Consider the following 17,600-nt stretch of genomic DNA (forward strand, 5'->3'; position numbering starts at 1 on the left):
GTTTTAGAAATATGAACAGGGCGAGCAAAATCTGAACAGTTTCGACAGGGTTTTCAAAGTCTGAACAGTTCTTTTTCTAAAAATATTATATGCTCTACCATTCAAGTGGTAGAGTTTTTTATTAAAAGCCATAGTTTAATCAAAAACATAAAAAAATAGCAACAACAAAATTAGGAAACCGTACCAATAGCATATTTTAGGAAGGTCATTTTTAATAGTTGCTCGTTTTTTAAGATTATCTAATTATAAAAAGACTAAATAATTTAGATAAAAATAATAAGGCTTTAGTATAATTTTCGCTTATTTAATTCTTAATGATACAGTTTGTAAATCTTATTTGGCATTTTTAACAAAATACTTTTGAACGAGTGAGGTCATTTCTTGATAACCTTTCCCTTCAATCTCTTTCATTAATTCTACCGGAATTTCAAAACTATTAGCCTTGAAGTATCGCCCAAATTCAGTGTATAGAGCATTTATCCATTTTTCTGAAGCTTCTTCTTCTGTCCCTAAAAATTGCACAATTTTAGGACTTATTGGTTCTTTTTGGTAGTGAAATGTTGCATTTCTAAAAAGTCTTAACTTTTCAGTATAAGAGAAAGCTATTAGTTTATCTATAGTTTCATCAGACAGTTTCAATTCTTTCCAACCTTCAATTATCAAATAAAGAGAAGAGAAGAGTAGAAGTATGTCATGTAAATATCTACTGGAGAAGAAAAAATCAATATTACATAAGATACATCATCTTTTAAGCTTTTTATAAAATCTTTTAAATTTTCTTTTCTTAAATTATCCTGCATTATAACGGCATAAAGGTAGTATCTATATAGTGTGAACACCTTAATTTTATTTTCAATATTTTCCATTTGTTATCGTTTTTAGATTAATTACTATTTGAATTTTTAATTTTATCTGATGTTGACATAGTTTTAGCTTTTCCTTTAACCATAGTTTCGGAAATGTAAATCAACTGCCCTTTTTTGTGAGTATAATAATCTGAAATTAGTAATCTAAAATATCCTTTTCTGAAGTGAGGTATTTTAGAAATTTGATAATTGATTTCATAATATATTTTATCAGACATTTTAAATATGACATTATTATCTGATCTATTTTCACCTCTTGGAAAAGAAATTTTGGGAACACCTTCTGTAATACACTCAGGAAAACACTTCATATATGCAATAGTGTTGATAGCAAGCCTAAACATTCTACATAATGTATTAGATTGCAAATCTTGTTTTTTACTCAAATTCGTATAAAATATGTCTGATAAAACACCATTATTTTTTCCATGAGAAAAGTATAATTCTAACGTGTCATTATCAAATAAGCTTAAGGCAAAAGCATAACCGTTTTTCTCATTGGGAATATGTAATCCAAAAGAATAATAAACACAATTTGAACTTCCTTTTACTTTAGTGTAAGTAATTTGTTTCTTTTCTCCATTATCATAAAGATATTTTCTTATTCCGTCTAAGTCCGATAGGTTGGTACTCTCGAGGAAATCCTGTAAATATTTTTCTAGAAAGAAAATATGAAGTAATTCTCCTTTTGAATCTTGCGACCATAGTTCTAAGCCAGTTATTAATAGGTCTCTTTTTTTCAGGACTTTCATCAGGTAAAAGAGGAGAATATAAAATATTGTGTCTCAATAATGAGAAAATACTATCATTCGAAAATTGTGGAGTAAGTTTTTTTTGATTTTTATAGAGTTCATCCCAATAAAACCTTAGTGGAGAAATGTAGCCTATTTTTTTTTCCTTTATCCATAATAGCTTAATTATCGTTTTTGAAACTTGATATTCTATGATTACATTAGACTGGCAAATGTGTTGCCGACAAAAAGAAATTATTCACTTAAAAAAAAAATCTTCTTCGGAAAACTACAACTTCTGACTAATAAAATCAACGCAAAAGTTTGAAGAAGCTATTTCCATAAATAACATTAATAAATTCCGTTTTATATTTGAGATAATACTAGATAGTCATTTTCATTTCTTTTCCAAATAAATGCTGCTTTTGTTCGAACAATTGCTTCAAGAAATTCAAAAAAATTGTCGGGCCACCCTGGTATTTGACCAAAAATTTTCTCATAAGGCAATTCTTTACCAATGTTAAAACCAGAAACACTTCCTTCGACGAGCCAACGCAACAACATTCGATCGACAAAAAACGTCCAAGAAGGTTCATTATCTGAGCCGCACATTAAGACACCAATATCAGAATTATTTTTTAAATTTTTATCTTGAAGAATAGGTTTTATAAACTCTCTATATGGTTCAATTAATTCTCCAATATTTACAAACGCATACTCTCGGATAAAGATTTGCTTACTTGGAATCACATTACAAATGGACAAATTAGGAATTCCAAGTTTATTAGCAACAAATTCCTCATGTTTTTTTTTGCAAAGAACTATTTTCTTTACAGTCCATGTTTTTGTGTCATTATCAATCATCTTGGCGTGAGTTTGACACAACCAAATTCCATTTGATATACTTGATCTTTCTGCGGAAGTCATCGTCTCATCATAACGGGGTCCTTTTCTTGAAGCTGCAGAAATATGTGCAGCAACTCCGATATTATTGGTTGAAATAATAGATTCAAAACTTGGCCCAATGGTGAAAGATTTACACATTGAGCACAAGTATGCGGATCGTTTTGCCAGGCTTGTCTTTGTAATGATGCTGAAATTGTCTCTATCCGAAGTTTTAGCCATAATTTTAATATATATTTATTTTTTAATCTACAAAATTATGAGTTATCCCTGTTGAAATATGCTCTATAAAATTTATCTTATTAATTAATTGAGAATTAATAATTGCTAATGTAAAGCAATCTATTTCTGTAATTAAAAATGATAAAAATTCAGTATTATAAAAGGCTAATGGTTTGTCTTTTATAAATTGGTATTCTATTCCATGATAGTGAATACTAGTACTGGAATTAGTCTGAAATCCTTCGAAATGAATAGTATTTCTTGTGTAAAGTAATAGTTTTGAAAATTCTAAGAACTTTGTATTAATATCTAAATGTTCAATAAGTTTTTCAATAGTAACGAGAAGTTTATGATTCTCTAAGCTCTGGTATTTTGCTATCGTTCTAACAAAACCTTCAAATCTCAAAAATACTCGTTGGAACAAGCTCTCTCTTATACTACTAGTAACTGTACTAAGTTTTAAATTTAAAAAATAAGCCATATCTTCATTATTTTTAAATTCAATTTTTTCTATTGATGGGATATGGGGATAATATGTAGCTAATAACTCAACTAAAAGCATTGTTGTTTCAACATCAGAAATCAGCCTGTTATAAAATTGAGTTCTGCAATCATTATCTTGATAGCGATTAATAGAATAATAGGAAGTACTGATTTTTATATATACAGATTTATAAATTTCAAATAGCTCAGGTGTACTGGTTAATTTATGTTTTAACTCCATTTATGTTTAATATTAGTTTTAAAGAGTTACAAATAAAATCTTTTTTAGATATTTTGAAATGAAATATTAATCATTTATGATCTAAATTCACTAATCTATAACTTTATTCATTTGATCGTACTGCTGTAGCATCAAGCTCTCATAGTTTACATTATAAAATTCAATTTTTTCAAATAAGTGATCCAAACTGTCAATAGGTGTACCAAGAGGAAAGTCAAAAAAGAACTCTTTTTTAGAGGCTTCAGAATAGAAATTATTAAAAATTGTTTTAGAAATTGAAATAAGATTGTTAATTTCTTTGATATTCATGATTCCAATATAATTTTTGAAATCCTGATCACTATGAGCATAAACTTTATTTCTTAAATCCATTAGCTTCTTAATAGTCTTTGTTGATTTTTTAAGCAAAAGACGTATACTTTTACGAGTGTCGTTAGACATAGTTAGCTTATCGTATTTCTGTCCTGAATTAAATCTCGTATTTAAAGAATAAAAGGAGTAATAATCATTTTTATTTGAGCTAAATAGTTTAAATAATTCAATTATTGTGATTCGAAAGAAATTCACTTCTACAAACCTGAAGAAATCATTTGAGATTTTTTCATGATTTATTAAATTCGCTTTTTTATGATTATCATTATTCAAAAATAATACTACGTCAAAACTTGATTTTGCGTTTAAAATAATTTTGGATATAGTATCCAGTTCTTCTGATAAGCTATTTTGCCCTAACATTTTTTTAATTATTTCATTAATACTAATTAAATTTATTCTTCGTTATCATAAATATGATTCAATCCCACATAAGTATGCTCAATTAATGAAATAGATTTAACATCATTTGTATTAATAATTGTCATTACAAATTCACTTATTTCACTTATCAAAAAATGGAGAAAGTCTTCATTATAGAATGTAACTGGATTATTTTGCTTTAGTTCAAAATCCTGTCCTTTATATGAAATTGTAACATCAGGTTTCGTATGAAATCCTTCTGTGTGGATAGTATTTCTAATATAAGTTACTAAATCAATTAAATCTTTATACTGATCATCAACATTTAATTTAACAATTAAATCTTTTGTCAATTTATTCAACTTTTCACCGTTTAGTCCTTGACTTCGTGCAATTAGTTTTATAAAGTTTTCAAACCGCAGAAAGATGTTTACAAATAAATTTTCTCTTAAATCAGACACTATAAAATCTAATTGATTTCTCAAGAAAATTTGTTTTTGTTCTTCATTTTCAAATTTTTGCAAATTCCACAGTTCAAGATCGCCAAAATGTTCACCGATTAGATGAAATAATATTACATTTGTTTGAGTTGCTTGACTTGCAAGTTTATAGAAAACAGTTCTACAATCTTTATTTTCATCATATCCATATGACTTAACGATATTTAATGCATCTGAAAAGATAAATCTTATATCTTCGTACATATCAACTAATTTTTGCACTGTAATTTTCTCGTGTTTAATATCCATATTTTAATATTTATTTAAAATTATTTTCAAAAGTTTAGAAAACCTTAATCGTAATAGCATTTATTATTTGTAGATGACTCTTTTCATATAACTAATTTTAAAAAGGGTAATATTTATTTTTTAGCGTTTAGCCGCTTAAATTCATTGATTACCGGATTCATAAATGCTAAACTTTTAATCTCAGACTCCTTTTGATGCAAAACAGAAACAATATATTCCATATCATCTATCTTGTCTGAATCAAACAAATAGCAACTGTTTGTCAACTCATCATGGCTTGCTTTGAAGAATACAAGTGATTCAGAATGCTTATGTTTTATTCTCTCTCTGCTCTCCAAATTAAGAATATTTTCGTTATTAGAATACAGATACATTTCACCAACATATAAAACTTCAATAATTCCTTCTGTTTCAATACGATTTGCTATTTCATCGAGTTTTCTATAGACAGTAGTTTTTATTGAGCTATCAAATGATATAAATTTCATTTTCTCATCATTATAAATAATAAAGCAAGTTGGCATTATTATTTTTTGCATTTTAAATACAGTTAAGTGCATCATAATGAAATTGCTAAATAAATCTTTCGATCCAGGAAACATCTTTTCAAAAGTTGTCACAGGAACTTTTAAATCAGTTTGTCCAAAGCTGAATTCTGCCCTTGAAGCTTTTTCAAAACGGTTTTCTCTAGTATAAAATACATAGTCATCAGTTAGCAACATATTTTTAGGAATACGGTGAAAATTCATGTCATCAATCTTTTTTTCAAGTTGATCAGACAGTATATCATTTTCGTTTAGCGCTTCCTTCATTGCTTTCATAAATAATTTCATGTTATTAATACCGGATATGAAATTATCATACAGCTCTTCATTACTGCCTCTTTCATAAAATGAAAATTCAGCAGAAAACATTACTTCAATCAAATTAAATTTTATGAAAAAATTTTGCATTGAGTCAATCAATGTAGAAAATTCTACATCATTTTCTATTGTAAAAGACAATTCAGGTAAAGCAACATTGTTGTTAGTAGTATACACTACAATTCGTATTCTTTTCTCTAAATCAAAAGGTTGTTGTTTCAAAATCTCATTGCGCTTTTCGATAAACCACTTACACACATCGTTAAGCAGATATTTTTGTCTGTTTTCTTCATAAACTTTGAGAAATTGTGTATGTGCTAATGACTTTTGCAGCATAAATGTCACATTCCTATACTCAGAAAAAAAATTATCTAAGTGAGAGATGTTGTCGAAAAAGTTAATTCCTTTTTCAAATTTTTCCAAGCTGCTTAAAGCACTATAAAGCTTGTGATAAGCAGAATATAGTAAACCTTTAGTATTCTCTTTTGGATTAGTGTTATTCATGGTTTATAATTTATTGGTAGTATTATGCAGGGAGATTGCTTATTCATCTACTGTAAATTAAAGTTTTTTAATCCTTTGTATAGTTTACTTAGTTTGAAGTATTTCCCTCTTATTAATTCATATAAAGTTGCTCTATTAATTTTTTTTTAAATAATGATTTATTGTTTTGAATTAAGTCTATATGTTCTCCTACCCACCTCCAAACATTATTTGCAAGCCTACTTGCCATCATATTATCACCGGAAGTTGCTTGTCCATGTCCTAATAAAAGATAAGACTTATCATCCACATTTATTCCGAATAAATAACCTTTATTTCTTAAAATACCAATATCTGAGTCATCTAAATCAGGATAAATTCTGAAGCCTGCTTCAAATCTTTCGATACTTTCCGGCCAATTGTTTTTTAAGATCCTAATAAAATCCCTATTACTCCAAACATTCTTATCATTATGAGGTTTTATATCTATAAAATATGCCGTATCATTAGTAAATCTTACAAATAATAGTGGACCAGTTCTTCTATTAAAGAAATCTTGATCAGTAGCTTTTTCATGCGAAATATGAAGGTGGTGTATCCCCCAATCATTAAATAAACTATCATGAACATTACTATTAAAAGACTGTTTACTTTGAAATGGATTTATATCCAGACCTTTACTCGCTTTATTGAAAATTTGTATTAAAGACAAAATATTTAAACTGTTATTATTTTCAATTGATTTTAGAAGTTCCTTCGAAATCATTATTTTTCTTGGGACTATTGCAATATATTTCAATCTAAAATTAAAATATCTAACTAGCGACAAGTTTACAGAATTGTGTATTTTATATTTTACATCTGTCTTTAAGTAAAAATCACTTAAAATCTCATTAATCAAATTTTCTACTTCTTTATTCATATTATTTCAAATAATACTCAAAGGTAATATCTTACTACGCAATGTTTTTGCATACATTGTTTTTTTCAATAATTATGTGAAGCCTCACGATTACTAGTATTCAATATTACCTTACTTAATATCTAAAAAATCCTAACTTTTAAAGTTAGGATTTTTTAGATATTATTTTGTAATGTCAGAAAGATCTTTTCTAAAAGATCTTTTTTTTAAAATACCATACCCATCAAACCAGTTTTATTATTTCGTATATTTACAATGTTACATAATTAATACAAGCAAGCTCTGGAGTGCTACGTACTTCATCTAAAAAAAGAAAATGATTATTTCCTTTATGCTTTAATGGTCTTTCAATATTGAATGAATAATTACGGTCGGTTACTTCAGTAATAGTTACTGGAAAGGCTTTTCTACCATTCCATGGCATCCAAGCTTTATCTCCGACATTAAAGTTTTCGCTTGTTCATTTATCAAAGTGAATAGGTTTAATATTTTTCACTATTGTTATTCTTCTAAGATCAGAATTTCTGACTGAAGGTTTAGAATCTTTTTTTTTTGGGAGTAAATCTTTTCAAATAAGTGGTAAAACTTTTCCATTCATATATTTGTCAGCTGTAGTACCATAAGGAGTGCTGACATTTGGAGTAACCCTAGTAAGATTTGTAACTGTTGCATTTCTCCATGTTCCCAGGCTATTAGCATCAGAAGTTAACACTCTGCCGTCTGCCTGAGCTCCGTCTACAATTTTTAGTGCTTCATTTACAGTACCATTATTAATATCAACTTTAGCGAAAACTTCAATAGTGGAAAAGATAACCACCATAGATATTAATTTAGTTTTCATAAATAATTAGTTTAATACTATAAAGTTAATTATTAAAAAAGGTGAGGAAAAAAGAATTCTGCGGAATTATTATTGCAAAAATGGGGAATTTTACTACCAGTTATTACCTAAGAAATGTCCAGACGAAACTGCCTGTGACAGAAAAAAGAGCATTGTAATTGATGATCAAGACAAAAAAATCGTGAGAATAAAATTTGGAAAAATATTTTTCTCTTTTATAGAGAATAGTTATTTAAATATTCAAATTAAAAAATAGAAGGTGACTTTAAAGATTAATAGTCAAAAAACTGAAGACAATTCCCATATGTAATTTTGAAGTTCTTTATAATTTATTATCAAAAGCTTAATAAATAAAAATGATCTTAATCTTTTTTATTTTTAGTACTTTGTATATTTAACTTTAGATAATATTTTACTTTTGATAACCATCGTTATCAAAAGCTTTTGATAAAGTCGATATTCAATAATTAGATTTTTTTTAACAATTTTCAACGATAAATCTTCGTTTGAAAAACATCCTAAAACCTTGAAATGAACTTCGTGTAAAGCGATTTCTTTCAAGGTTTTTTTGCTTTATATCTCAATTTTTCATCGACAAACTTCTAATTTGTCAGGTTGATTTTGGAATGAATTTTGGCTTAGATGCTATTCATGTTAATAGATGTTGTCTTGTATGTAGTTGATTGTCAATTTATTTAATTGTGTTTAATTTGGTGTTTGGTTATTATATTCTGATGATGTTTATGGTTAATTTTATTTATTTTTTTAGTTTAAAAAAATGCGTATTGCATTGAGTGCATAAATGTGAATAATAATTCAATATATGGTGAGATTTTTTATTTTCTTTTTCCCTTTATTCCTTTTTTCCCAGCAAAAAATAACTCAGGAGAGTATCGAATTGAAATTAAATAATTCGGAAACGCTTAATTCTAAGGGGCAGACAAATGCTTTTATTAAGCTGAGTCTTTCTATTTTGGAAGATTCTCAATCTATTAATTATCCAAAGGGTAAGGTTGCTGCGTATTATAATTTAGCGGTTGCTTATAATTTGAAGTACAATTATAGCAAAAGCAATTACTATTTAAAATTAATGGAATCTGAGCTTAAAAATACACAATTGGATGATGAAGAAATTACAATGAATATATTGTACAGTAATAACTATTATGGCATCAAAATGTATGACGAAGCCATAAAAAAGCTGAAGGAGAATTTAATATTGACTAATAAGGTGAAAATAGATTCCAACAGGAGTTATTTCAAAAGCCTGGCCCTCATGGGTATGGGCAAAAATTATTATAGAAAGCGGAACTATGATTCTGCTACATATTATGATAAGAGGGCTATTGAGGAATTGAAAACCCAAAATAAGATGAATTCAATTTTTGGCACTCATTTAAAAATGACATTGTTAAATCTGGCAGAAGTAAAATTTTCAGAAAATAAAATTGATTCTACAGAATTTTATTTAAAGTCTGCACAATCCCTTCCTATAAGAATGGGTAATCGTGAGGATCAGACTTTTAAAGTTTCAGGACAAATTCATGAGGTAAAAAAAGAATATGAAATGGCAATTGCAGATTATGAAAAATCAATAGATCTTGCTAGAAAATCACACGCTGTCAAAAGAGTTTTAGAATTATATTCTCTGCTTTCTCAAGTCTATGAAAAAATAGGAAAACTGGACACCAGTGAAGAATATTTGTCTAAATATACCACTCTTAATGATAGTTTAAACATAATAGAATCAAAGAATCTAGAAGATACTGTTGATCTTCTGGTAGAAGAAAAACAAAAATCTCTGAAGAATAAAAATAGCTTTTTATTTTATGGTATCCTTATAGGAATTGTACTTGTTATTGGATCTATTGTATTGATTCTTATCAGAATACGCAGGAAAGATGAAATTTTGGAAATAAAAGAACAGGAATCTAAAGTATTAAATCAAAGGTTGAATTTTGCCTTTGAAGAAATCATACAGTTGGCAAAAAATAATGATTCTGAATTTTATATTCGTTTTGAAGAAGTGTATCCCACGTTTTTTCCAAAATTATTATCAATTGTGTCAGATTTACAGAGAAGTGAATTGAAATTCTGTGCTTTATTATTTTTAAATTTTTCTACAAAAGATATTGCAGCCTATACTTTTGTACAGCCACAATCTGTACAAACCAGAAAAAACAGACTAAGAAAACGTCTGAATATCCCTTCAGATCAGAATATCTACACCTGGATGAAAAATATTGAAGGAAGATAAATTTAGGAGTGTTTTATAATATATTTCGGGCGGCATCGAAGATGCCGCCCGAAATATATTGATATGTTTTATCTTAGTTGAATGCTTCGATAATCTTAGAGAAATCCTCCAGCTTCAAAGCTGCTCCTCCGATAAGACCTCCGTCGATATCCGGCTGAGAGAAGATTTCTTTAGCATTGTCAGGCTTTACAGAACCTCCGTAAAGGATAGAAACCTCGTCAGCAACTTCCTGTCCGTATTTTGCAGCGATAATGTTTCTGATGTGAGCGTGGATTTCCTGAGCCTGCTCCGGACTTGCAGTTTCTCCTGTTCCAATAGCCCAAACCGGTTCATAAGCAATCACTACTTTTTTGATCTCTTCAGCAGAAAGTGTGAAAAGAGCTACTTCAGTCTGATTTTTTACTACTTCAAGGTGTTGTCCTGCTTTTCTCTGGTCAAGAGTTTCTCCGTTACAGTAAACCGGAATAAGACCTTTATCAAGAGCTAATTTGATTTTTCTGTTACAGTGAGAATCGGTTTCTCCATGATATTGTCTTCTTTCAGAGTGCCCGATCAGTGAACCGGTTGCGTCGATAGATTCTAGCATATCTGCAGAAATCTCACCAGTATATGCACCGCTTTCATACTCACTCATATCCTGAGAAAATACGCCGATCTCATCCTTTTCAAAGATATCTTTTGCCATCATTAAATATAATGCCGGTGGAGCAATCCAAACCTCACAATTGGTAGCATTGTTATTTTTATAGCTTAGTAACTGAATCATCAATTGTTGTGCATCAATTACATTTTTGTTCATTTTCCAGTTTCCTGCAACTATTTTTCTTCTCATAAGATTTAAATATAGATTTATTTTTAATTAAAATTCGTTTAGCGTCTATAATCCCCAAAGATTTTTCAGCAGAACGTAGAATGTATGTTCCTCTTCAGTTACTTTATTGTCAGCTTTGATCAGTGATTTTGCGAACTGAACAAACTTTACACGTTCATCCTCTGTAGAATCATCCTGGAAACATCTTGCGTGAAATTCAAAATGATCCTTCCATTCTCCAGGCTGCAAAAGAGCTAATGTGTCTAATTCGTTGTCAAGGTTCATTCTGAAAGGAAATTCATCCGCCAAATATTGTTGTACCAGCATTCCTTCTTCAGGGGCAAACTCTCCGTCTACAGAAGAAAGAATCATTAATAAGTGATAACCGGCGATTGATTTATTTGATTTTTGCATGAGTTGTTGTATGTATAAGTTTAGTGTTTAAATTTGATAATTGATAATTGATAATTGGTGTCAATTATTTGTCACAACCACCTATCATTTATAATTCATCATTCATCATTTATAATTAATTAACGTAGTCCTTCGCAGGCTGTTTGTCAATAATTTTTCCGTTTTCAAGAATCAATACAAATGGATTGCTTCTCGCTATGGTTTTGATGGCAGTTGCATCCATCATTGCATTTTTAATAGTTTTAAATGTATTCGGATAGGTGGAAATTCCATAGATAAGAGCTCCTTTCTGAGTGTTTACTTTTGCTTCCACTTTCTGAAGAAGATCAGCAGGAACATCTTTTGGATGATAAGAGAACACCAAAACAGCTTTAGGAGCGTTAATGATTTCATTCGTAATTTCCATTCCGGTTGGGTCTTCAATCTTAAATTTCACAATCTCAGATTTGTACCCTTCTTTGGTTAGTACAGATTCATTTTTTCCATCCTCAATTTTCCATGGAGAACCTTCTGCCCAGTATTCAGTTTTTTTGATATAATCATCCTGGTTCAGTTTTATAACAGCTCCTGTTTTCTGATTTTTCAGAGAATAGAAAGTCTTATATTCGGAAGGATTTTTTTCAATTTTTCCTTTTTCACCTTTAATGTCTGTTCCAATTTTATAATCACGGAAATCAATGATTGGTTCATGCATAATTCCCTGTGCCATCACGTAGATCATTCCCAGAGAAAATACTGTTAAAAGAATATATTTAAATGTGTTGGAAGGCTCTTTTTGAGTGATTCCATACTCATCTTTTTTACGGAAATCTTTTCTGTATAGAACAAAAAGAATAATCAGCCCTATCAGAAGGGCAATATCCTTAAAAAAGCTCTGCCAAGGGGTAAATTTGATGGCATCTCCGAAACATCCACAGTCTGTTACCACATTGAAATATGCTGAATAGAATGTAAGAAATCCAAAGAAAATACAAAGTGCGATTAATATGGATAAGGTAAATTTAAGCTTTAATTTCAGCAGCAGCATAAATCCTAAGAAAAGCTCCAGTACCACCACAATAATGGAAAACAGCAGGGCAAACTTTTCTAAAAATGGCATGTTGAAAACCGGAGGGGCAAAATATTCTTCCATTTTGAAAGAAAAACCTACCAGATCCACGGCTTTTACAAAGCCTGAAAGGATGAAAATAACAGCAATAATAAAGCGTAATAAACCTTTGAGCATATTAAATATTTTTGGGTTCGAATTGATTTTCTTTTTCTGAGAACTTGATCAAACAGAAGACAGCATAATTCAGCATATCGAAATAGTTGGCATCAAGCCCTTCCGAAACAATTGTTTTTCCCTGATTGTCTTCAATCTGCTTGGTTCTTAATACTTTCTGATAAATAAGATCCGTGATCGAAGAGATTCTCATATCTCTCCATGCCTCACCATAATCATGATTTTTTCTTTCCATTAAAGCTTTCGCTTCATTGGCATATTTGTCATAAAGACCTAAAATTTCTTCTTTGTTTTCGTTGAAATCATTGGAAAGGCCTTTCTCCAGCTGAATAAGCCCAATGATAGAATAGTTCACAATGGCGATAAATTCATCTTCCTCACTCTCATCCACCATTTTTTTATCAGTCATCTGCAGCGTACGGATTCTATTGACTTTAATATAAATCTGATCTGTAATGGAACTTGGTCTTAAAACCCTCCATGCTGCACCATAATCCTGTAATTTTTTACCGAAAAGATCACGGCACTGACTGATAACTTTCTCGAACTGTACTGATGTTTTTAGCATAAATTTTCTTAATCTTCCAAATATACGAATTCGGTTTTAGATTTTTGAATTTGAAAAGCTGAGTTTGTAAGTCAGAGGGTTTGAGTGTTTCGGATTCGTGATGCGGGGTTCGGGATTAGAGTTGTTAGGTTTTAGAGTAAGAGTGTTTGAGGTTTGAGAAGGCTCATTTAGCCTCCAACCTCCAGCCACTAATTTCTAATTTCTAGCTTCTAACCCCTCATAAAAACTCATAAATCACTAATTTTGCACTACAAAATCATTTATCAACTATCAATTATCATTTATTAATTTTCACCCACCAATACTAAACTCATGCTCTCCAACCCTCCAACTCTCCAACCTTCAGACCCTCAGACCTACTCAATCAATTGCAACGGTCGTTTAGTACAATTGGACACTCCAAAGATCATGGGAATCCTGAATCTGACTCCGGATTCTTTCTCTGACGGTGGACAATTTAATAATGAAAAATCAGCATTGAAACACGCTGAAAAATTATTGAAGGATGGAGCGGAAATATTAGATATCGGTCCCCAGTCTACACGTCCCAATGCTGAATTCTTAAGCGCCGAAGAAGAAATCAACAGAATCGGAAACCTCATTTCTCTGATCAAAAAAGAATTTCCGGAAGCTCTGATTTCCCTTGATACTTTTTATGCAGAAACAGTGAAATTCGGATTTAACGAAGGAATAGATCTGATTAATGATATTTCAGGTGGACAGTATGATCCCAAAATGTCTGATGCAGCTGCTGAGACGAAGCTTCCTTACATCCTCATGCATGTAAATCCTTCCTACCAAACCATGCACGATAAAATAAAATTCGAAGATATTACGCTGGAAGTGAACCAGTATTTTTCCAAAAAAACAAAAGAACTTTTCGAAAAAGGAGTGAACGATATTATTCTTGATCCCGGTTTTGGTTTCGGAAAAACTGGAGAAGATCAGATGAAAATGATTCACGAAGTTGAATATCTCGGATTTGGAAAATTTCCTCTTTTAATAGGCATTTCCAGAAAGTCATTTATCTATAAACCTCTGGGAAAATCACCTCTTGATATCAATGAGGAAACACAAAAACTTCATAGGGAAGTATTGGAACAGGGAACAAAGATTTTAAGGGTTCATGATGTGGCTGCAGCAAAGGAAACTTTGACTTGTTTTTTACGAAAAAAATAAAAAGTGTGAAAAAAACTTGTGAGTAATTAAAAAGTTTATACATTTGCAATATGAATTTTACGAATCAGAAAAATATTATTGTCATTTCTATTATTGCTGTTGTCATTAGCAACAGGAAGGAAACGGCATTTTAAATAGATTTTAATTTAAATTATATATAGAACCGTTTCAAATTATGAAACGGTTTTTTTTGTTTTAATTTTTTAAAGTACAAGAGTATGTATCAGTTATTATCAGTAATTATTATCGTCATTATTATTCCCTTGCGTCTGTGAGAAGGAAAGTGTATGACTGTACATATATTGAGCCCTCTCACAACGTGAGAGGGCTTTTTTTATTCCCATTTTAATTTTTTTTAAACCTTATAACATGTATTACAACGACGACACGACCATCTATTTTGACGGAAAATTTATGAAAGCGAAAGATGCCGGAACAGATCTTTACGGGCAGTCACTTCACTATGGTTACTCTGTTTTCGAAGGAATTAAATCCTACAGCACAGATCAGGGAACCAGAATCTTCAAAGCAAAAGAACACTATGAAAGACTGAAAAGATCAGCAGAACTGATGCACATTCCCTTTGATTATTCTGTAGAACAGCTTACAGATCTTACTTACGAACTTCTGGAACGTAACGGCTTTACAGATGCTTATATCCGTCCGTTGGTCACATGTTCACCCAATATGTCACTTTCAAAAGGACAAAAATCTTACCTGTCGCTTCTTGCCTGGGAATGGAATAACGGCTATCTGGCAGATAAAATGAAAATTATGACTTCTCCCTTTCAACGTCCGAATCCTAAAGCTTTTAAGGTTGAAGCAAAAGTAGGAGGCCATTATGTAAACTCAATATTGGCCTGTCAGGATGCCAAAGACAAAGGTTATGATGAAGCACTGGTACTGGATGAAAACGGAAACGTTGCCGAAAGTTCAGGTGCCAATGTTTTCTACGAAAAAGACGGGGTTTTATATACTCCGGCCAAAGGAAGTATCCTTCCGGGAATTACAAGACAAACCGTGATGGAAATTTGTAATGAGCTTGATATTCCTGTAAAAGAAACCTTTTTTAAACCGGAAGAAATGAGAGGAGCAGATGCAGGCTTTTTCTGTGGTACAGCAGCAGAAATTGTTGCACTGAATTCGCTTGATGATGTTCCTTTTACCAGAAACTGGGAAGATACGGCAAGCGGGAGGGTACAGCAGGCATATTTGAAATTGGTAAGAGTTCTGTCATTGTAAATTTTAAGAGTTTAATTGTTTGATTTTCAATTAAATGAATCTATTTTTCAAACAGTTGAATATTGTAGTTTTTAGAAAAACCGAAAATGAAAAGAATATTACAAAATGTAGTTTTGGATCGAAATTTAGTAAAGAACTCCATTTTAAGAAGAAGAAAAGAACAGAAAATGCAGGAAAAATATGTTAAATAAATATTCAAAAACATTCACGCAGAACAGTGAACAACCCGCAGCCAAAGCCATGTTGTACGGGATAGGATTTACAGAAGAAGATATGCACAAGGCTCAGGTCGGAATAGCCAGTATGGGGTATGATGGAAATACCTGCAATATGCATTTGAATGATCTGGCTCAGGTTGTAAAAAAAGGAACATGGAATCATGGATTGGCTGGTCTGGTTTTTAACACAATCGGAGTTAGTGACGGAATGAGTAACGGAACAGATGGAATGCGTTATTCCTTAGTAAGCCGTGATGTAATTGCAGACAGTATCGAAGCGATCTGCGGAGCACAATACTATGACGGGCTGATCGCATTGCCAGGCTGCGACAAAAATATGCCGGGAACTATTATTGCGATGGGAAGACTGGACAGACCATCCATCATGGTGTATGGAGGGACAATTGCTCCAGGCTGCTACAAAGGAGAACAGCTTAATATCGTTTCTGCCTTCGAAGCGTTAGGTAAAAAGATTGCAGGAGAAATCACAGAAGAAGATTTTGATGGTGTTGTAAAGAATTCATGCCCGGGTGCAGGCGCATGCGGTGGAATGTATACCGCCAATACAATGGCTTCTGCTATTGAGGCATTGGGAATGAGTCTTCCGTATTCTTCTTCTAACCCTGCTTTAAGCAAAGAAAAGCAGGAAGAATGTCTTGAGGCAGGAAAATACCTGAAAATATTATTGGAAAAAGATATTAAGCCTTCGGACATCATGACCCGCAAAGCTTTTGAAAATGCTCTTCGCATGATTGTTATTCTCGGAGGAAGTACCAATGCAGTTTTGCATTTTATAGCCATGGCAAAAAGTGTCGGAGTACCGCTTACTCAGGATGATTTCCAGAAGATGAGTGATAAAACTCCTGTGCTGGCAGATCTAAAGCCAAGCGGAAAATATCTGATGCAGGATCTGTATGAACACGGAGGAATACCATCCGTAATGAAATACCTTTTAAACCAGGGATTATTACACAGCGATTGCTTAACGGTAACCGGAAAAACATTAGCCGAGAATTTAGAAAATGTTCCAGATCTTGATTTTAATACTCAAAAAATTATTAAACCATTATCAGAACCTGTAAAAGCTACCGGACATCTGAGAATATTATATGGAAATCTTGCTGAAAAAGGAAGTGTAGCCAAGATCACAGGGAAGGAAGGAGAACGTTTTGTAGGAAAAGCCCGGGTATTTGATGGCGAAAAAAATCTGATCAGAGGAATTCAGGATGGAACTGTTCAGCATGGTGATGTCATTGTCATCCGCCACGAAGGCCCAAAAGGAGCTCCCGGAATGCCGGAAATGCTGAAACCTACCAGTGCATTGATAGGAGCAGGTTTGGGAAGCAGTGTTGCTTTAATTACAGATGGAAGATTCAGCGGAGGAACCCATGGTTTTGTAGTAGGACATATCACTCCGGAAGCTCACGAAGGAGGTCTGATAGCATTTGTAAATGATGATGACCTGATTGAAATTGATGCTGTAAACAACACCATACAGCTCAAAGTTTCAGAAGAAGAAATAGAAAGAAGAAAAATAGGATGGCAAAAACCACCTCTTAAAGTACAGAAAGGATTGCTTTATAAATATGCATTAACAGTATCATCAGCGGCAGAAGGCTGTGTAACAGACGAAATCACTCAATAAAA

Annotated in this window: 18 protein-coding genes; 4 read left to right on the forward strand and 14 right to left on the reverse strand. The window is 31.5% G+C overall.

Features of this window, described 5'->3' with window-relative positions; translation table 11 throughout:
* Positions 1-333 precede the first annotated feature (333 nt).
* From LKL37_RS01295 to LKL37_RS01340, 10 genes are all read right to left on the reverse strand, one after another.
* Complete coding sequence (locus LKL37_RS01295; RefSeq protein ID WP_431608773.1) at positions 334-639, reverse strand: hypothetical protein; 306 nt, start codon at positions 637-639, stop codon at positions 334-336.
* Positions 640-659: 20 nt separating this feature from the next.
* On the reverse strand, positions 660-866 hold the full coding sequence (locus LKL37_RS01300; RefSeq protein ID WP_431608774.1) for a hypothetical protein: 207 nt from the start codon (positions 864-866) through the stop codon (positions 660-662).
* A 17-nt stretch (positions 867-883) separates the two neighbouring features.
* Positions 884-1,618 carry a hypothetical protein gene (locus tag LKL37_RS01305; protein ID WP_431608775.1) on the reverse strand — a complete coding sequence of 245 codons (735 nt, stop codon included), beginning with the start codon at positions 1,616-1,618 and terminating at the stop codon, positions 884-886.
* 345 nt (positions 1,619-1,963) lie between these two features.
* Positions 1,964-2,722: a hypothetical protein gene (locus tag LKL37_RS01310; protein WP_431608776.1), complete on the reverse strand. Its 759-nt coding sequence runs from the start codon at positions 2,720-2,722 to the stop codon at positions 1,964-1,966.
* Positions 2,723-2,744: 22 nt separating this feature from the next.
* Entirely contained in the window at positions 2,745-3,446 is a 702-nt protein-coding gene (locus LKL37_RS01315) for a hypothetical protein (RefSeq protein ID WP_431608777.1), read from the reverse strand.
* A 90-nt stretch (positions 3,447-3,536) separates the two neighbouring features.
* Positions 3,537-4,181 (reverse strand): hypothetical protein, encoded by a 645-nt coding sequence (locus LKL37_RS01320; protein ID WP_431608778.1) that lies wholly within the window; start codon positions 4,179-4,181, stop codon positions 3,537-3,539.
* A 32-nt stretch (positions 4,182-4,213) separates the two neighbouring features.
* The gene (locus LKL37_RS01325; RefSeq protein WP_431608779.1) at positions 4,214-4,930 is read right to left on the reverse strand and encodes a hypothetical protein; all 717 of its coding nucleotides are present in this window, start codon (positions 4,928-4,930) and stop codon (positions 4,214-4,216) included.
* A 113-nt stretch (positions 4,931-5,043) separates the two neighbouring features.
* Complete coding sequence (locus LKL37_RS01330) at positions 5,044-6,297, reverse strand: hypothetical protein (protein ID WP_027373241.1); 1,254 nt, start codon at positions 6,295-6,297, stop codon at positions 5,044-5,046.
* 112 nt (positions 6,298-6,409) lie between these two features.
* Positions 6,410-7,198 (reverse strand): hypothetical protein, encoded by a 789-nt coding sequence (locus LKL37_RS01335; protein ID WP_431608781.1) that lies wholly within the window; start codon positions 7,196-7,198, stop codon positions 6,410-6,412.
* Positions 7,199-7,766: 568 nt separating this feature from the next.
* Positions 7,767-8,039, reverse strand: a complete 273-nt coding sequence (locus LKL37_RS01340) for a hypothetical protein (protein WP_431608782.1) — start codon at positions 8,037-8,039, stop codon at positions 7,767-7,769.
* Between the two features lie 823 nt (positions 8,040-8,862).
* Here LKL37_RS01340 and LKL37_RS01345 point away from each other — a divergent pair.
* The gene (locus LKL37_RS01345) at positions 8,863-10,296 is read left to right on the forward strand and encodes a tetratricopeptide repeat protein (RefSeq protein ID WP_431608783.1); all 1,434 of its coding nucleotides are present in this window, start codon (positions 8,863-8,865) and stop codon (positions 10,294-10,296) included.
* A 73-nt stretch (positions 10,297-10,369) separates the two neighbouring features.
* On the opposite strand, the gene tpiA is transcribed toward LKL37_RS01345, so the two are convergent.
* From tpiA to LKL37_RS01365, 4 genes are all read right to left on the reverse strand, one after another.
* Positions 10,370-11,128 (reverse strand): triose-phosphate isomerase, encoded by a 759-nt coding sequence (gene tpiA / locus LKL37_RS01350; protein WP_431608784.1) that lies wholly within the window; start codon positions 11,126-11,128, stop codon positions 10,370-10,372.
* Positions 11,129-11,173: 45 nt separating this feature from the next.
* Positions 11,174-11,521, reverse strand: a complete 348-nt coding sequence (locus LKL37_RS01355) for a TerB family tellurite resistance protein (RefSeq protein ID WP_431608785.1) — start codon at positions 11,519-11,521, stop codon at positions 11,174-11,176.
* Between the two features lie 115 nt (positions 11,522-11,636).
* On the reverse strand, positions 11,637-12,746 hold the full coding sequence (locus LKL37_RS01360; RefSeq protein WP_431608786.1) for a BT_3928 family protein: 1,110 nt from the start codon (positions 12,744-12,746) through the stop codon (positions 11,637-11,639).
* 1 nt (position 12,747) lies between these two features.
* Positions 12,748-13,314: a DUF1599 domain-containing protein gene (locus LKL37_RS01365; protein ID WP_062671258.1), complete on the reverse strand. Its 567-nt coding sequence runs from the start codon at positions 13,312-13,314 to the stop codon at positions 12,748-12,750.
* Positions 13,315-13,722: 408 nt separating this feature from the next.
* Here LKL37_RS01365 and folP point away from each other — a divergent pair, with 408 nt between their 5' ends.
* The 3 genes from folP (at position 13,723) to ilvD (ending at position 17,598) form a co-directional block, all read left to right on the forward strand.
* Positions 13,723-14,493 carry a dihydropteroate synthase gene (folP, locus tag LKL37_RS01370; protein ID WP_431610425.1) on the forward strand — a complete coding sequence of 257 codons (771 nt, stop codon included), beginning with the start codon at positions 13,723-13,725 and terminating at the stop codon, positions 14,491-14,493.
* A gap of 369 nt (positions 14,494-14,862) precedes the next feature.
* The gene (ilvE, locus tag LKL37_RS01375; protein WP_431608787.1) at positions 14,863-15,735 is read left to right on the forward strand and encodes a branched-chain-amino-acid transaminase; all 873 of its coding nucleotides are present in this window, start codon (positions 14,863-14,865) and stop codon (positions 15,733-15,735) included.
* Positions 15,736-15,915: 180 nt separating this feature from the next.
* On the forward strand, positions 15,916-17,598 hold the full coding sequence (gene ilvD / locus LKL37_RS01380; RefSeq protein WP_431608788.1) for a dihydroxy-acid dehydratase: 1,683 nt from the start codon (positions 15,916-15,918) through the stop codon (positions 17,596-17,598).
* The last annotated feature ends 2 nt before the right edge of the window (positions 17,599-17,600 follow it).

The sequence above is a fragment of the Chryseobacterium sp. 'Rf worker isolate 10' genome, assembly GCF_050753305.1.
In the GTDB taxonomy this organism is placed as follows: Bacteria; Bacteroidota; Bacteroidia; order Flavobacteriales; family Weeksellaceae; genus Chryseobacterium.

What these genes read in the sequence shown, in the direction of transcription:
- LKL37_RS01300 (WP_431608774.1), bottom strand. Translation starts at nt 866, where the DNA reads ATGGAAAATATTGAAAATAAAATTAAGGTGTTCACACTATATAGATAC.
- LKL37_RS01305 (WP_431608775.1), bottom strand. Translation starts at nt 1,618, where the DNA reads ATGAAAGTCCTGAAAAAAAGAGACCTATTAATAACTGGCTTAGAACTA.
- LKL37_RS01310 (WP_431608776.1), bottom strand. Translation starts at nt 2,722, where the DNA reads ATGGCTAAAACTTCGGATAGAGACAATTTCAGCATCATTACAAAGACA.
- LKL37_RS01315 (WP_431608777.1), bottom strand. Translation starts at nt 3,446, where the DNA reads ATGGAGTTAAAACATAAATTAACCAGTACACCTGAGCTATTTGAAATT.
- LKL37_RS01320 (WP_431608778.1), bottom strand. Translation starts at nt 4,181, where the DNA reads ATGTTAGGGCAAAATAGCTTATCAGAAGAACTGGATACTATATCCAAA.
- LKL37_RS01325 (WP_431608779.1), bottom strand. Translation starts at nt 4,930, where the DNA reads ATGGATATTAAACACGAGAAAATTACAGTGCAAAAATTAGTTGATATG.
- LKL37_RS01330 (WP_027373241.1), bottom strand. Translation starts at nt 6,297, where the DNA reads ATGAATAACACTAATCCAAAAGAGAATACTAAAGGTTTACTATATTCT.
- LKL37_RS01335 (WP_431608781.1), bottom strand. Translation starts at nt 7,198, where the DNA reads ATGAATAAAGAAGTAGAAAATTTGATTAATGAGATTTTAAGTGATTTT.
- LKL37_RS01340 (WP_431608782.1), bottom strand. Translation starts at nt 8,039, where the DNA reads ATGAAAACTAAATTAATATCTATGGTGGTTATCTTTTCCACTATTGAA.
- LKL37_RS01345 (WP_431608783.1), top strand. Translation starts at nt 8,863, where the DNA reads ATGGTGAGATTTTTTATTTTCTTTTTCCCTTTATTCCTTTTTTCCCAG.
- tpiA (WP_431608784.1), bottom strand. Translation starts at nt 11,128, where the DNA reads ATGAGAAGAAAAATAGTTGCAGGAAACTGGAAAATGAACAAAAATGTA.
- LKL37_RS01355 (WP_431608785.1), bottom strand. Translation starts at nt 11,521, where the DNA reads ATGCAAAAATCAAATAAATCAATCGCCGGTTATCACTTATTAATGATT.
- LKL37_RS01360 (WP_431608786.1), bottom strand. Translation starts at nt 12,746, where the DNA reads ATGCTCAAAGGTTTATTACGCTTTATTATTGCTGTTATTTTCATCCTT.
- LKL37_RS01365 (WP_062671258.1), bottom strand. Translation starts at nt 13,314, where the DNA reads ATGCTAAAAACATCAGTACAGTTCGAGAAAGTTATCAGTCAGTGCCGT.
- folP (WP_431610425.1), top strand. Translation starts at nt 13,723, where the DNA reads ATGGGAATCCTGAATCTGACTCCGGATTCTTTCTCTGACGGTGGACAA.
- ilvE (WP_431608787.1), top strand. Translation starts at nt 14,863, where the DNA reads ATGTATTACAACGACGACACGACCATCTATTTTGACGGAAAATTTATG.
- ilvD (WP_431608788.1), top strand. Translation starts at nt 15,916, where the DNA reads ATGTTAAATAAATATTCAAAAACATTCACGCAGAACAGTGAACAACCC.